The 14,529-nt window shown below is 38.9% G+C and carries 12 protein-coding genes; 1 reads left to right on the top strand and 11 read right to left on the bottom strand.

Going from position 1 to position 14,529, the window contains the following annotated elements; translation table 11 throughout:
• Position 1 precedes the first annotated feature (1 nt).
• Positions 2–1,078 (bottom strand): glutamyl aminopeptidase, encoded by a 1,077-nt coding sequence (gene pepA / locus AB3K24_RS03195; protein ID WP_367973763.1) that lies wholly within the window; start codon positions 1,076–1,078, stop codon positions 2–4.
• Positions 1,079–1,105: 27 nt separating this feature from the next.
• The gene (locus AB3K24_RS03190) at positions 1,106–1,780 is read right to left on the bottom strand and encodes a 2,3-bisphosphoglycerate-dependent phosphoglycerate mutase (RefSeq protein ID WP_367973762.1); all 675 of its coding nucleotides are present in this window, start codon (positions 1,778–1,780) and stop codon (positions 1,106–1,108) included.
• A gap of 362 nt (positions 1,781–2,142) precedes the next feature.
• On the opposite strand from AB3K24_RS03190, the gene AB3K24_RS03185 reads away from it, so the two are divergent.
• Positions 2,143–3,450 carry an NCS2 family permease gene (locus tag AB3K24_RS03185; RefSeq protein WP_367973761.1) on the top strand — a complete coding sequence of 436 codons (1,308 nt, stop codon included), beginning with the start codon at positions 2,143–2,145 and terminating at the stop codon, positions 3,448–3,450.
• Positions 3,451–3,530: 80 nt separating this feature from the next.
• Here the strand turns inward: AB3K24_RS03185 and recN are convergent, their stop codons facing one another.
• Genes recN through pcrA form a run of 9 tightly spaced genes read right to left on the bottom strand, consistent with a single transcriptional unit; the run spans position 3,531 to position 14,492 of the window.
• Positions 3,531–5,207, bottom strand: a complete 1,677-nt coding sequence (gene recN, locus AB3K24_RS03180; protein ID WP_367973760.1) for a DNA repair protein RecN — start codon at positions 5,205–5,207, stop codon at positions 3,531–3,533.
• A gap of 35 nt (positions 5,208–5,242) precedes the next feature.
• Positions 5,243–5,698, bottom strand: a complete 456-nt coding sequence (locus AB3K24_RS03175) for an arginine repressor (protein ID WP_367973759.1) — start codon at positions 5,696–5,698, stop codon at positions 5,243–5,245.
• Positions 5,691–6,533 (bottom strand): TlyA family RNA methyltransferase, encoded by an 843-nt coding sequence (locus tag AB3K24_RS03170; RefSeq protein WP_367973758.1) that lies wholly within the window; start codon positions 6,531–6,533, stop codon positions 5,691–5,693. Before AB3K24_RS03170 ends, AB3K24_RS03175 begins: the two co-directional genes overlap by 8 nt.
• A complete protein-coding gene (locus tag AB3K24_RS03165) occupies positions 6,530–7,465 on the bottom strand; it encodes a polyprenyl synthetase family protein (protein ID WP_367973757.1) in 936 nt (311 codons plus the stop codon). Before AB3K24_RS03165 ends, AB3K24_RS03170 begins: the two co-directional genes overlap by 4 nt.
• Complete coding sequence (locus tag AB3K24_RS03160) at positions 7,458–7,682, bottom strand: exodeoxyribonuclease VII small subunit (protein ID WP_367973756.1); 225 nt, start codon at positions 7,680–7,682, stop codon at positions 7,458–7,460. Before AB3K24_RS03160 ends, AB3K24_RS03165 begins: the two co-directional genes overlap by 8 nt.
• A complete protein-coding gene (gene xseA, locus AB3K24_RS03155; RefSeq protein ID WP_367973755.1) occupies positions 7,675–8,961 on the bottom strand; it encodes an exodeoxyribonuclease VII large subunit in 1,287 nt (428 codons plus the stop codon). Before xseA ends, AB3K24_RS03160 begins: the two co-directional genes overlap by 8 nt.
• 54 nt (positions 8,962–9,015) lie before the next feature.
• Entirely contained in the window at positions 9,016–10,158 is a 1,143-nt protein-coding gene (locus AB3K24_RS03150; protein ID WP_367973754.1) for a CamS family sex pheromone protein, read from the bottom strand.
• Positions 10,155–12,200 (bottom strand): NAD-dependent DNA ligase LigA, encoded by a 2,046-nt coding sequence (gene ligA, locus AB3K24_RS03145; RefSeq protein ID WP_367973753.1) that lies wholly within the window; start codon positions 12,198–12,200, stop codon positions 10,155–10,157. The genes AB3K24_RS03150 and ligA overlap by 4 nt, the downstream gene beginning before the upstream one ends.
• Before the next feature lie 48 nt (positions 12,201–12,248).
• Positions 12,249–14,492, bottom strand: a complete 2,244-nt coding sequence (gene pcrA, locus AB3K24_RS03140) for a DNA helicase PcrA (protein WP_367973752.1) — start codon at positions 14,490–14,492, stop codon at positions 12,249–12,251.
• Positions 14,493–14,529: the final 37 nt, after the last annotated feature.

Below are 14,529 nucleotides of genomic sequence, written 5' to 3'. Positions count from 1 at the left end.
ATTAATCACCTAAAATTGTTTTTAAATTCGTTTCGTCTAGATTTTTCGCAATCGCGATAACAAAATCTTTTGCTGCTTCAAAGTCAGCAATTGACCAAACTGTTTGATGTGTATGAATGTAACGCGAAGCAACACCCAAAGCTACCGAAGGTACACCAGTCAGTTCACTTTGAGCTGCTGCGGCGTCCGTGCCACCTTGAGATACAAAATATTGGTACGGAATATGATTATCCTCTGCAGTTGACAACAAAAATTCTTTTAACCGCAATGGTAAGACAACAGTCGGATCAAATACACGCAAAAGTGTGCCTTGATCTAAGACACCTTGCCTGCCCGTACTACTTCCTATATCATCAGCTGCGCTCGAATCAATGGCAAAAAAGATATCTGGCTTCATTAAATTGACAGCACCATGTGCACCACGAACGCCAACTTCTTCTTGGACATCAGCACCCATAATTAATGTATTCGGTGTTTGCACATCTTTTAAGGCAGCCAAGGTTTCTAAAATAGTGACCATTCCAAAACGATTATCCCATGCTTTTGACATGACACGTTTTTTATTCGCTGTCATAATTGTTGTCACCTCTGGCACAATAAAGTCGCCTGGAAACACGCCAAATGCATGTGCTTCTATCTCATCCAAAAAACCTGCATCAAATAAAATATCATCTATTGTCGGTAGGATGCTTTGACTCCCGCGACCACGTAATAAATGTGGTGAAACTGAGCTTGAAACAACCGGATAAGTAGCATCTTTTGTAAATAGTGTAAAACGTTGTGACGAAATCACGGTTGGATTCCAACCACCCACATTGGCCACTTTCAAAGCACCATTAGGTAATATATTTGTCACAATGAAGCCGACTTCGTCCATATGTGCCGCAAACATAACACGCGGTGCATGTTCGTTACTATTATGTTTAACTCCGAACACACCACCTAAACCATCTTGTTTAATATCATCAACCAATGGTAGTAATTCATCACGAAAAGCTTTGCGAATGATTTGTTCTTGTCCTGATGTGCCTTGTAATTCAGTATATTTTTTCACACGTGCCCATGTTTTAGCGTTCACAATCATTCTCCTTTAAGCAATAAAGCGCTAGTTTGACTCTAAATATTGGCGTTCACTCATCTTGAATTGGTCATCGAACGTATAACAAATTGGCTCGCCATTGCCAATTTCCAAACCATCAATGTCATTATCATCAATTTTTTCTAAATACTTTATTAATGCGCGTAACGTACTGCCATGAGCCACAATCAGTTGATTATGCCCAGATTGCAGTGCTGGTGCCACAACGTTCTGCCAATAAGGTAACATACGTTGGCTCGCCATTTTTAAGCTCTCGCCAAATGGCTCAATATTGTTAGGGTAACGTCGATCTGGTGTCACTTTTTCTAATAATGGTGGCACTTCTGTGTAGCTACGACGCCATAAAGCGACTGCCTCAACACCATATTTTGATCGTGCCATGTCTTTATTTAACCCACGCAACGCACCATAATGACGTTCGTTTAACCGCCAAGTTTTATTCATTGGTAACCAAGACTGTTGCATTTCAAACAACACAATATTTGCAGTTGTAATTGCACGCTGTAAATAAGATGTGTGCACTGCATCAAACAACATTTGTCTTTGTGCTAAAATAACACCAACACTTTTGGCTTGTTGCCGGCCCTTTGAGGTTAGGGGGACATCGGTCCAACCAGTAAATTCATTATCTCGATTAGCAGTTGATTCACCATGTCGAACCAACACAAGTTGTGCAACCATAAGTTAACTTCCTTAAATCAATGTTGTTTCTATTATAGCATTAAAAATTAAACAAAATGTTAGTGCCTTATTCAAAAATGGCAATAGCAGCTTATTTTTGAATAACCAAATTAACAAATATAATGATTGCAACGTTACAAGTTTATCAGTGAGATTATTTTTTTGAGCCACTCGAAAACAATTATCAACAAAATACGAACGCTATTGTATTATCGTTCGTATTTGAAGCGCTTTCATTACTTTTTATAGCTTAAAAAGAGCGTTTTAGTCACTAAAAAATAATTTTTTATGTTTTAATTCATCTTTTATACTGCTAGAATTAAATAGAACGTTTAACGTTACTAATTTTTTGGGAGGCAATCATGTCTGCGATTGCAAATTATTTTAAACTCAGCGAATTGAACACATCAGTTCGTACTGAATTCATTGCTGGCCTAACGACATTTACGTCAATGGCCTACATTTTATTCGTCAATCCTTCTGTGTTAGGTGCTGCTGGCATGGATGAAGGTGCTGTCTTCACCGCAACAGCTTTGGCCTCGGCAGTTGCCACACTCTTTATGGGAATTGTTGCTTTATATCCAATTGCTATTGCGCCAGGTTTAGGTGTCAACGCATTTTTCGCCTATTCTGTCGTTATTGGTATGGGTGTATCTTGGGAAACTGCAATGGCCGGTGTGTTCGTTGCTGCAATTATCTTTTTGGCTCTAACATTTTTTAAGATTCGTGAAAAAATTATTAACATTATTCCACAAAACTTAAAATTGGCCATTGCTGCAGGAATTGGCCTATTCATTGCTTTTATCGGCCTACATGATGCTGGTTTAATTGTTGCAAATAAAGATACCATGGTGTCTTTAGGTAACTTAACAACCCCTACATCACTTTTGTCAATTTTTGGCATCATTGTTACCTTTATTTTATTAACACGTAAAACACCTGCTGCCATTTTTATTGGTATGATTGCCACGTCAATTGTTGGCGTCATTTCTGGCTTAATCAAGTTGCCGACGACCCTCATATCGCCAGTCCCTTCATTAGCACCAACATTTGGTGTTGGTGTTATGCATATTGGTGATATCAACTCCTTGCAAATGGTTACCGTTGTCATCACATTTTTGCTAGTAACATTCTTTGATACTGCAGGAACTATAATTGGTTTAGCTACGCAAGCTGGTTTCATGAAAAACAATGAAATGCCCCGCGTTGGCCGTGCTTTAATGGCAGATGCCGTGGGTATGACTGTTGGTGCTGTGATTGGTACTTCCCCAACTTCTGCTTATGTTGAATCTTCATCGGGTATTGCTGTTGGTGGTCGTTCTGGATTAACCAGTGTCTTCACAGGTATATTCTTCCTACTATCTCTGTTCTTTTCGCCACTACTCAGTGTCGTAACACCACAGGTCACTGCCCCAGCGTTAGTAGTTGTTGGTGTTTTGATGGCTAAAAGCTTACGTCAAATTGAATGGGAAGACTTAGCAATTGCTGCACCTGCATTCTTGATTATTCTTGGTATGCCGCTAACTTACTCAATTTCAGATGGTATCGCTTTAGGATTTATTTTATATCCTATTACAATGATCGCAACTGGTCGTGGCAAGAAAGTACACCCCTTGATGTATGCTCTCGCTGTATTATTCGTCTTGTTCTTAGTCATTGTTGCACATTAAAATTAAAAGGGATTCAGTCATAGGCTGGATCCCTTTTAATTTATATTTTTTACGCCATGCAATTATTATTAGCCGCGATGTTATAATTTTGTCGCTTGTTTTCTAAGATCACGTGCGTTCGCTAAAGCAGTTTTGGTAATGTTATCTCCAGATAGCATCATGGCAATCGCACGTTCACGCCCACTTTCATCAAGCGCTGTCACCTGTGTCACCGTACGATCATTTTCAGTTGCCTTAGCAATTAAAAAATGATGTGTTGCCGCCGCTGCAACTTGTGGTAAATGTGTGATAGCAAAAACCTGTGAATCAGCAGCAATCGTCAACATTTTCTTAGCAATTGCCTGTGCCACACGACCTGAAACACCAGTATCTGCCTCATCAAAAACAATAGATATAATGTGTTGCTGTTTTGTAAAAGCTGTTTTGATAGCTAACATTAAGCGCGCTGTCTCACCACCAGATGCAATTTTGACAAGTGGCGCCATGCCTTCACCAACATTGGTTTGTACATGAAATTCAACTTTATCTGTGCCAGATGACACAAACCCTTCAATTTGTTCAAAATGAACTGTAAATTCTGCACCAACCATCAAAAGTTCGCTCAATTGCTGATTAACAGCTTGTTCCAAACCACGCGCAACTTTTTGACGAACTTCACGTAATTTAATGGCCTGCTTACGCAGCACCTGTCGTAAATTATTTTGTGTCACTTGAAGCTTCTCAACATCTAATTCATCGTTGCCCATCGTTGATAATTCTTTATCAACATGTTTTTTAAACGCTAAAACATCGCCAACTGTTGTGCCGTATTTTCGCTCCAATGAGTGAATTAATTGCAAACGTTCGTCTATACGTAGCAGTTCTGCTTCATCATACGTCAAATCACTCATTTGTTCATCAACATCGCGACTAACTTCTTGTGCTGAATAATAACTATCTGCTATCGTTCGAGCTAATTCAGCATAATTATCATCATATTCAGCAATTTCCTGGAGTGCCTGCATAGCTTCTGCCAAAAGATCAACAGCACCACCTTGATCCCCGCTCAATGCAATTTGTGTATTTTGCAAACTATCAGCAATTTTTTTATAGTTCAATAATTTGCCACGCGCATCAAGTAGATCATCTTCTTCATTTGACTGTAAATCGGCATCTTCCAATTCTTGTTGTTGAAATTGCAATAAATCTAGACGTTGCGTAATCTCTTGTTGCGACGTCTGAATCCGTCGAATACGTTGCGTGATTGTTCGAAATTCATGAAAAATTTTCTGATAAGTAGCTTTTGTTGCCAACAATTGCGCATCCCCGTAAGCATCTAACAATGGTAAATGTTCCTCGGGGTTTAATAATTGCTGCGTATCATTTTGCCCTTGAATATCTACAAGGTGACGACCGATAATTGATAACGTTTTCAAATTAACTAATACGCCATTAATACGAATCATACTACGACCATTATGTTTTAATTCACGATAAATAATTAGCTCGCCATCGTCAATATCAATGCCATTTTCGGTTAACTTATCAATCAAATTTTGATTTGTAGGTACACTAAAAACAGCCTGCAATATCGCTTTTTTGCTCCCATGACGGATCATTTCAGAATTAGCTCGTCCGCCTGTAAGCATTAAAAGTGCATCAATAATAATAGATTTTCCAGCACCAGTTTCACCTGTTAGCACAGTCATGCCAGTATCAAACTGAAGTTCAACTTTTTCGATAATGGCAAAATTTTCAATGATAAGATTTTCTAACATAATTATGATGTGCCACTAGACACAGTTTCTTTCTCTTATTTTTCCAATAATTTTTGAATTGTGTTGGTCATTTGCGAGGCAACAACCCCATCCTTTAATAGTACGAGTACAGCGCCATCGTCACTTAAAGTGCCAAAAATTTCTGGAAATTTCACTTGTTCAAATAAATTCGCAATCAATTGCCCATTACCCGGTTGTACTTTTAAAATAATTTGACCACGTTGTGCACGTTGACTGAGAAATGATTGCTGTAAGGCACGTCGTAAACGTTGAAGATATGGTCGATCGTCTTGTTTAGGTAAATGATAGTGAAATCCACCATGAGCGTTAGGGACTTTTATCAGGCCTAATTCATTAATGTCTCGTGATATTGTAGCCTGTGTGACAGTTTCCCCTAATGTTTCGAAATGTGCCACGATGTCTTCTTGGCGGCCCACTTGTTGTTGTTGAATTAATGATAATAATGTTTTTTGGCGTATTTTTTTATTCATTGGCATTGCTTTCTGTATGATTTAGCTGTGCATACGTCTGCGTTAATAACTTTTCAATGTTAATATTATCACCCATTCTCGCTGAATCATCACGCGTTAAAACTGCGAGAAATTCGATGTTCCCTTGCCCACCTTTAATGGGAGAATAGGTTAGCGCGTTAATGGTAAAGCCACCTTGTATCATCATTTGTGTCACTTTTTGGAGCACTTGTTTATGAACTAATGGGTCTTTAATGATGCCATTTTTGCCAACATTTTCACGTCCTGCCTCAAATTGCGGTTTAATTAGCGCAACAACTTGCCCTCCCATACTAATAATATTTGATAATGGCGGCAATATTAATCCTAATGAAATAAAAGAGACGTCAATTGTCGCAAAGGCTGGTTGTCCAAATGCAAAATCAGCTAACTTTGAATAACGGAAATTCGTATTTTCCATCACTTTAACCCGTTCATCAGTTCTTAACTGCCACACGAGTTGATTCGTTCCAACGTCCAATGCGTAAACTAACTTGGCACCATTTTGTAAAGCAACATCAGTAAATCCGCCCGTAGAGGAACCAATATCTAATACAGTCTTATTTTTTACTGTAATATCAAACTCATTTAAAGCTTTTTCTAATTTTAAACCACCACGTGATACATACTTCAGCTTTTCACCTTTAAAATGTAACTCTGTTGTAACCGGAATTTTTTGTCCAGCCTTATCTAATCTTTCTTCATTTTCGCCGAGAATTTCTCCTGCCATAACAGCTCGTTTTGCTTGCTCTCGTGAAGCAAATAAACCTTGCTGGACAAGCAGGATATCAACACGCTCTTTTTCTATGGCACTCATATTTCATCTCCAATTAAATTCAAAAAATCATCTAACAATGTTCGGTCAAAATTTAAATTATGCGCTGCAAGGTCCGTCAATATTTTTCGCGCATTGGTTAGGTATTCGTCTCGTTTTGCCCTAGCAGCTTGTATCCCAATCAAATGTGGTAATGATGTAATATTTTCTATATCATCTTGATTAAAATCATCTAAATCGTCTTGAATTTGAAATGCAATGCCAAAATCAATGCCAAATGTCAACAGTGCTAAGTGCGTGGCTAACCTGCCACGCATTATCTCATCATCACTGATATCATGCTCAGAATCTAAGTGTGCTAGTCTTGAACCAGCCGTTGCAGAAAATCCTAATAATGCCGCTGTTTTAGGTGTGTACACGTCATTTAGTAACCATTCTGCATCAATTTTTAATTTTTGACTATGGTTTTGCATGTCTTTGACTTGCCCAACCACCATACCAGAACCGCCTGCTTGAACAGATAGCATTTGTGTTAATAGTAGCAATTCTTCGGCAGAAATCCTATCGTTTTTGATGCTACAACTATTTGCACTACTGACAACATGGAATGCCCCAGTCAGCAGCGCATCGCCTACTAAAATGGCTTCTGCTTCACCATATAATGCATGCACACTTGGTTTGCCACGACGGAGTAAATCATTGTCCATGGCAGGCAAATCATCATGCACTAATGAATAAGCGTGCACCCACTCGACTGCCGTTGCAACTTTTAAAATACTTGGTGTTATTTTCTGACCAAAACTTGTCACTACGGCCAACGTTAACATTGGCCGTAGCCGTTTTCCACCATTTAAAACAGCATACGCCATCATATCAGAAAAAGCACTATCAGATGATGCCTCGCCTAGATCTTGTGTTAATTGTTGTTCAATTTTAGGTGCCCATTCTGATTGAAAAACAGCTAGTTTAGTCATTTGTTTGTTCCAAATCTGTTAATTCATTGTTATCATCCATTACTTTTGCTAAGGTTTGTTCGGCGTTCTTTAGAGTCCCTTGTAATTCTTTCACAAGGCCCACACCATTTTGAAAATCTACTAAAGCGCCCTCTAACGGTCTGTCACCTTTTTCTAGTTGACTAACAATATTTTCTAATTGTTGTAATTTTTCCTCAAAACTCACTGTTTCACTCATTTTCTAAACCACTCGTTTCTATAATTTTAGCTTTTGCTGTGCCATCAGAAAGACGTAAATTAATCGTATCATTTTTATGAATAACCTTAATTGTACGTACAACCTGTGAATCTTTTTCAATCAGAACATAACCACGCGTTAGTATTTTAAGCGGACTCACTAAATCTAACTTGGCTGTCAAGAGTTGGACTTGTTCACGAGGCCGTTGCAACAATATTTGTCGCACTTGTAATTGCCTTTGCACCAGGGTCATCAGCTGATGTTGGGCTGTCGTCAGACGTTGTTGCATGACTTGCATTAACGTATGGGATAATTGATCGACACGTTGATTATATGCTATATATAAGCGATCAGGTTGTTGAAAAATAACATGTTTTATCATACGGTCAACACGTTGACGACGAACGTCAATCAATTGTTTCATACGTAAATTTAATCGTATTTGTAGCTCATTTAAACGACTCACTACCTGTTCTAAGGTCACCGGTGTCGCTAGTTCTGCAGCTGCCGTTGGTGTGGCCGCACGCCGATCGGCAACAAAATCAGCTAAGGTATTGTCTGTCTCATGACCAACCGAACTAATAACAGGTATCTGCACAGCAGCAATAACACGGGCTAATTTTTCATCATTAAACGCCCATAAATCTTCAATTGAACCGCCACCACGACCAACAATTAATGTGTCATATTCGCCAGATTCATCAATACGCAAAATTTGTTTAATAATTGTTGGTGCTGCTTTTTCACCTTGAACCACTGCAGGAAAAAGCACCACTTGCGCACTTGGAAATCTTCTTTGGACTGTACGCGCGATGTCTTCTATCACAGCACCTGTTGGTGATGTGACTACTGCGATTTTTTTAGGAAAGACAGGGAGCCTTTTTTTGGGTAAATCAAATAGTCCCTCCGTTGACAATTTGCGTTTCAACTGCTCGTATTCCAAAAACAGCTCACCAACGCCATCTGGTGTCATTTGCTCCAAAATAATTGAATAGGTACCACTTGGTTCATATATTTGTATACGCCCGATGGCGTTAATTTTCATGCCTTCTTCAGGTTCAAATTTCAAACGACTGGCATAAGAAAACATTGCTGCTGCAATAACTGCGCCACCATTTGGATCCTTAATTGAAAAATACAAATGTCGCCCACGGCGTCTGCCAATATTAGAAATTTCACCAGTTATATAGACCTTTTCCAAATAAGGATCAGCATCAAATTTGCGTTTTAAATAGCTTGTTAATGCGCTAATTGTTAAATATTTTTGTGTTTCAGACATACTTAAATTATACCCTTTTTATGCATATATACAAAAAAGCATAGCGTACTATGCCTAATCGAGAACCGTTGTCGAAAAAGTTTTATCATTAGCGTTACGAATGAGTATTGCCTGTAATTCATTAGCTGTTTGAATCACAATACGAATTGGCACATTAGTTGGTAAGAATTTTAAAGCTGATTGTGATACATACGTTGTAAAACTATCAATTTCTGTTTGACTATAAAATTGTGTTGTCACTGTCACATTAAGGCCAGACAAAGTGCCTTTTTTAAAGTTAGCTACCGCAGTGGCGCCAGCAATATTTGGGAAGAAATTAGACACATCATTTTTAAAATTAGCAAATCCATTGTTTTCATCATTACCCAAACTTGAAGTATCCGTTGCTTCTTTTGGTAAAACAATTGATTGATCACTAATATCGGTCCATCCAGACAAGTTTGAACCTTGTGTACTCCTTGTTTCAGCATAGAAGCCACCCGGCGCCAGCGAATCAGAAGGTGAATTAGCATACATGGCAATGACAATTGGCGTGTTTTTTGATACGCCTGATTGTTTGCGTACTTGTTTAATGATTTGCGGTGCCACTCTTTTACCATAGGCTACCCTATCCGCAGCAGAAATTTCTTGTTTATAAGTCGCGCCATATTGTTCTTTTTGATAATCATCTTGCGTATTCATTGCAACGCCGATAATTATACCAGATAATGACAAATCATTACCTGATTTAGTCATAAAATCTTGTTCTGTCAGGGTTTGTACGTAAATAGGGTTGCGATCGGCATCTGTTTTGCCATTATCCTCTGGATTTAAGCCATCTGGATTATTATTACTTTTGCGATCTAATAAATTATTAACCGTAGCTGAAGTTAAATATTGCCCTTCTTGGAAAATATATTGATTGGGTTTAAACTGCGTTTTTGACAAATCTAGCAGGCTGGATTCAAAATGCTTAACATCTAAGCTGTTAGGCTCAGAAGTAGCTGTAATACCACGTGCCGCACTCACCAAATAACGCCCGTCTTTAATGACAGTTTGATATTGACCTGCTGCTCTTTGTGTGATTTGGACACCATTAGCTTTATTTGTCGCTGTAGGTGCGACGCGATTCATATTAAAAAAATAAAGTCCCCCAATGGCAATAGCCACAATCACTATTACGATAACCATATAACCGCGAAAACCTATACGTCTCATTGATCAATATCCTCTTTTGCTTGCGCCTCAATGAATTTTTGTTCTGTCCATGTAGGCACACCTAATTCATTTGCTTTCAGTAGTTTACTACCTGCATCATCACCAGCGATGAGCAAATCAGTTTTTGCTGAAACAGAACCATTAACACTTGCACCGTGATTCTGTAACCATTTTGTAACGGCCGAACGACTATTTTGTTCAAGTTTCCCCGTCAAAACAACTTTTTTGTGATAGAAAAAAGAATTCTCATCGATATCGACTTCAGACAAGTAAGTTTGATTCACCCCAGCAGCAGTTAATTCTGCCAACAATTGTTTTGATTCTGGCTTATCAAAATACTGCACAATCGATCGCGCAATCCTGTCTCCGATACCATCGATGTTAGCAATATCTTCTACCGTTGCCGTTGCAATTACCTGTAAATTTTTAAACTTCCCAGCAATGACACGTGCCGCTTTAGCACCCACCATACGTATACCTAAACCAAACACCAAGCGCTCAAGTGAGTTTTCTTTTGAAAGTGAAATCGACGTCAATAAGTTGGTAACCGCTTTTTCTTTGAATTTATCCAGTGAAAGCAATTGTTCCTGACTCAAACGATAAATAGAAGCCACATCTTTAATATACCCCGCCTGCAATAACTGTCCAATAACACGAGGTCCCATACCCGCGATATTCATCGCATTACGTGAAGCAAAATGTGTCAATCCTTCTTGTATTTGCGCCGAGCAAAATGGATTAATACACCGTAAAGCAACTTCGCCTTCAATATGCACCAATTCTGACTCACAAGCCGGACAAAAACCTGGTATCACGTACGCTTGACTATCATCGGGCCTTTTAGACAAAACAACTTGTCCAATTTCCGGAATAATATCACCAGCTTTATGCAGTGTCACTGTATCTTCTAGTCTAACACCTTTTTCGTTCAGATAGTCTGGATTATGTAAGCTTGCTCGCTGTACTGTCGTCCCAGCAAGTTGTACCGGATCCATAACTGCCGTTGGTGTGACAGCCCCCGTTCGACCAACTGTCCATTCAATCTCACGCACAACCGTTAGTGCCTCTTCTGGTGGGAATTTGTAGGCAATAGCCCATCGTGGAATTTTAACCGTATGCCCTAAATCAAGTTGATCATCTAATTGATTTGCTTTGACAACAACACCATCAATACCATATGACAACTCATCACGTGCAGCAGTGTATTCATCGATATAATCACTAATATCAGTCATTTTTGTAATCACACGATTATGTGTATCCGTTGGCAATCCCAACTCTGCAAAGCGTGTCAATGCACCACTTTGAGTTGTCACACCCAAAATATCCGGTTCAGCTGTATAGTAAACAAACGCGGACAAATGACGTTGTTTCATAATTTTAGAGTTTAATTGCCGCAATGAGCCAGCTGCAGCATTACGGGGATTAGCAAAAGGTGCTAACCCATCTAACTCTCGTTGGTTATTTAAAGCAGCAAAACTAGCCTTTGGCATATATATTTCACCACGCACTTCAATGGTTATTGGCTCACTTAGTACCTGCGGAATCGCTTGAATCATTTTTACATTAGCCGTTACATCTTCGCCAATCGTGCCATTTCCACGTGTAGACGCTTGCACAAGTTGACCTGAAGCATAGGTTAACGCAACTGCCAAACCATCTATTTTTAACTCTAGATTATAAGATGATTGAAACCCCAATGATTTAGTCGTTCGTGTATCCCACTCGTCAAGTTCAGTTAAACTAAAAACGTCCCCTAATGACAACATTGGTGCCGGATGTATGACTTTATCTAAACCAGACTTAGTCATGGCGCCACCAACATTTTGTGTTGGTGAATCAGGGTTTACGAACTGCGGAAATCCTGATTCCAACGTAACTAAGCGTGCATACAATGCATCATACACGGCATCTTCAATAAGTGGGGCATCCTGCTCATAATATGCTACACCATATTGTGTTAATTTTTCTTGTAATTGACTTATTTCTTGTTGCGCAGCCTGTGTCGTTAATTTTTCAATTGGTATTAATTCTGGTAACATAGTTTTTCCTAATCTAAACCGAGTTCATTAGCACAACTTGCTAATTATTTAATCCATTTTTGTAATTGGTGCAAAAGCCGCTAACAATTGTTTAATCCCCTCAGCAGGGAAAGCTACTTTTAACTCTTGATCATTTGTACTACCGGTTACTGACACGACTGTCCCCGTGCCCCACTTTTTATGTGACACTTTATCGCCCACCAGCCAAACGACATCATCGCCACCAGTAGCACCATGTATTGTTTTAGTCACCGGTGTTGCATGATATGTTGTGGCTGTCGCCAGTTGTGTCTTACGATCAAACGGCATGACCCGATTATTACCCACTTGAGCCGCACCTTGTTGTGATTCAAGTAGTTCTGGTGGTATTTCATTGATGAAACGCGATGCCTCATTAACCTGTGTTCGACCATAAAGTAAACGTGAAAAAGCATTGGTCAAGAATAGATTTTTCATCGCTCTGGTAATACCAACATACGCTAAACGGCGTTCTTCTTCAAGGAGATCTTCATCCATTAACGATCGCGATAAGGGAAAAATACCTTCTTCCATACCAATCAAGAAAACGACTGGGAACTCTAACCCTTTGGCCGCATGCAATGTCATTAAGGTCACAGCCCCATCACCTTCTTCAAAATCATCTAAATCACTCATCAAGGCGGTTGATCCTAGAAAATCAGTCATTGGATTCACTGACTCTGGGTCTTCAGAATTATATTTAATATCAAATTCTTTTGTGACAGACAAAAATTCTTCCAAGTTTTCCAATCTTGCTTGACTATCTGGATCATTTTTCTCAGCTAACATTTGACGATAACCAGATTTTGTCATAGCCATTTCAGCAAGCTCTGTCACATTCAAAAATTCCGATTGTTGACGTAAATCATGCATCATTTTAGCAAATGTTAAGAATTTAGTAGCAGCCCGAGTTGAAATTTCTGGGGCTAGTTCAATACTGTCAACAGCCGTCATATAAGAAACATTTAGACGATTAGCTAATTCTCTTAGACGCGTTAAAGAAGTTGCTCCTATCCCACGTTTAGGTTCATTAACCACGCGTTCAAATGCGGCATTATTATCAGGATTCGTAATTAAATTCATATATGACATAATATCTAGAATTTCTTTACGTTCGTAAAATTTATGACCACCAACCATCGTATATGGCATATTTGCCTTAACTAAAGATTCTTCAACACTACGAGACTGTGCATTGGTACGGTATAAAACAGCAAAATCACTATAAGCCATTTTATTTTCTGCTCGCATTTTTTGAATGTTTGACAAAATAAAATTTGATTCATCATGCTCAGTCTGTGCACGATAATAAATGATTTTGTCGCCCTTACCATTTTGTGTCCATAATTTTTTAGGCACACGTTCATTATTATGATTAATAACGGCATTTGCGGCGTCCAAAATGCTTTGTGTTGAACGATAATTTTGCTCTAACATAACAGTATGAGCTGTTGGATAATCTTTTTCAAAATTTAAAATATTATCCATGTTTGCACCACGCCAACCATAAATAGATTGATCAGCATCACCAACAACAGCTAAATTTTGTGAACGTTTCGCTAATAAATTAACAATTGTGTATTGCGCATCATTTGTATCTTGATATTCATCAACATGGAGATATTCAAATTGATTTTGGTACCGTTCAAGCACTTCAGGTGACGATTGAAATAAATCAATTGTTAACATAATTAAGTCATCAAAATCAACGCTCTGTGATCGTTTTAGCTCTGATTGATAGGCTGTGTAAACTTCCGCAACTGTTTCTTGAAATGCGTTGTCTGCCTGCTTAGCATAATCACGTGGTCGTAGCATATCATTTTTAGCATTTGAAATCATGCCTAAAATAGTTCGCGGATCAAACTGGTCAGTATTGAGGTTCATATCACCAATAACACGTTTCATGAGTGTACGCTGTGCACTCGTATCTATAATCGTGAAATTACGTGCCAACCCAATGTTTTCCCCGTCACGTCTCAAAATACGTACAGCTAGCGCATGAAATGTCGACACCCATATATCACGGGCAACATCTTCGGACAATAACAAACTGATACGTTCTCGCATTTCTTTTGCTGCTTTATTAGTAAATGTAATGGCTAATATACGCCACGGAAAGACATTTAAATCTTGCACTAAGTGTGCAATTCTGTGCGTCAAAACGCGTGTTTTACCTGACCCAGCACCGGCCATAATCAAGAGTGGTCCTTGCGTTGTTTGGACTGCTTCGGCCTGTTTATCGTTCATTCCGCTGATAAGTTCTTCTACTGACATGTGCGCTCCTAAAGTGTGAATTAACTTCTACTATTAT

It is taken from the genome of Leuconostoc aquikimchii (assembly GCF_040838325.1).
Taxonomy (GTDB): domain Bacteria; phylum Bacillota; class Bacilli; order Lactobacillales; family Lactobacillaceae; genus Leuconostoc; species Leuconostoc aquikimchii.
The sequence above is the reverse complement of the archived record's forward strand: the minus strand, read 5'-3'. Positions and strand labels throughout refer to the sequence as shown.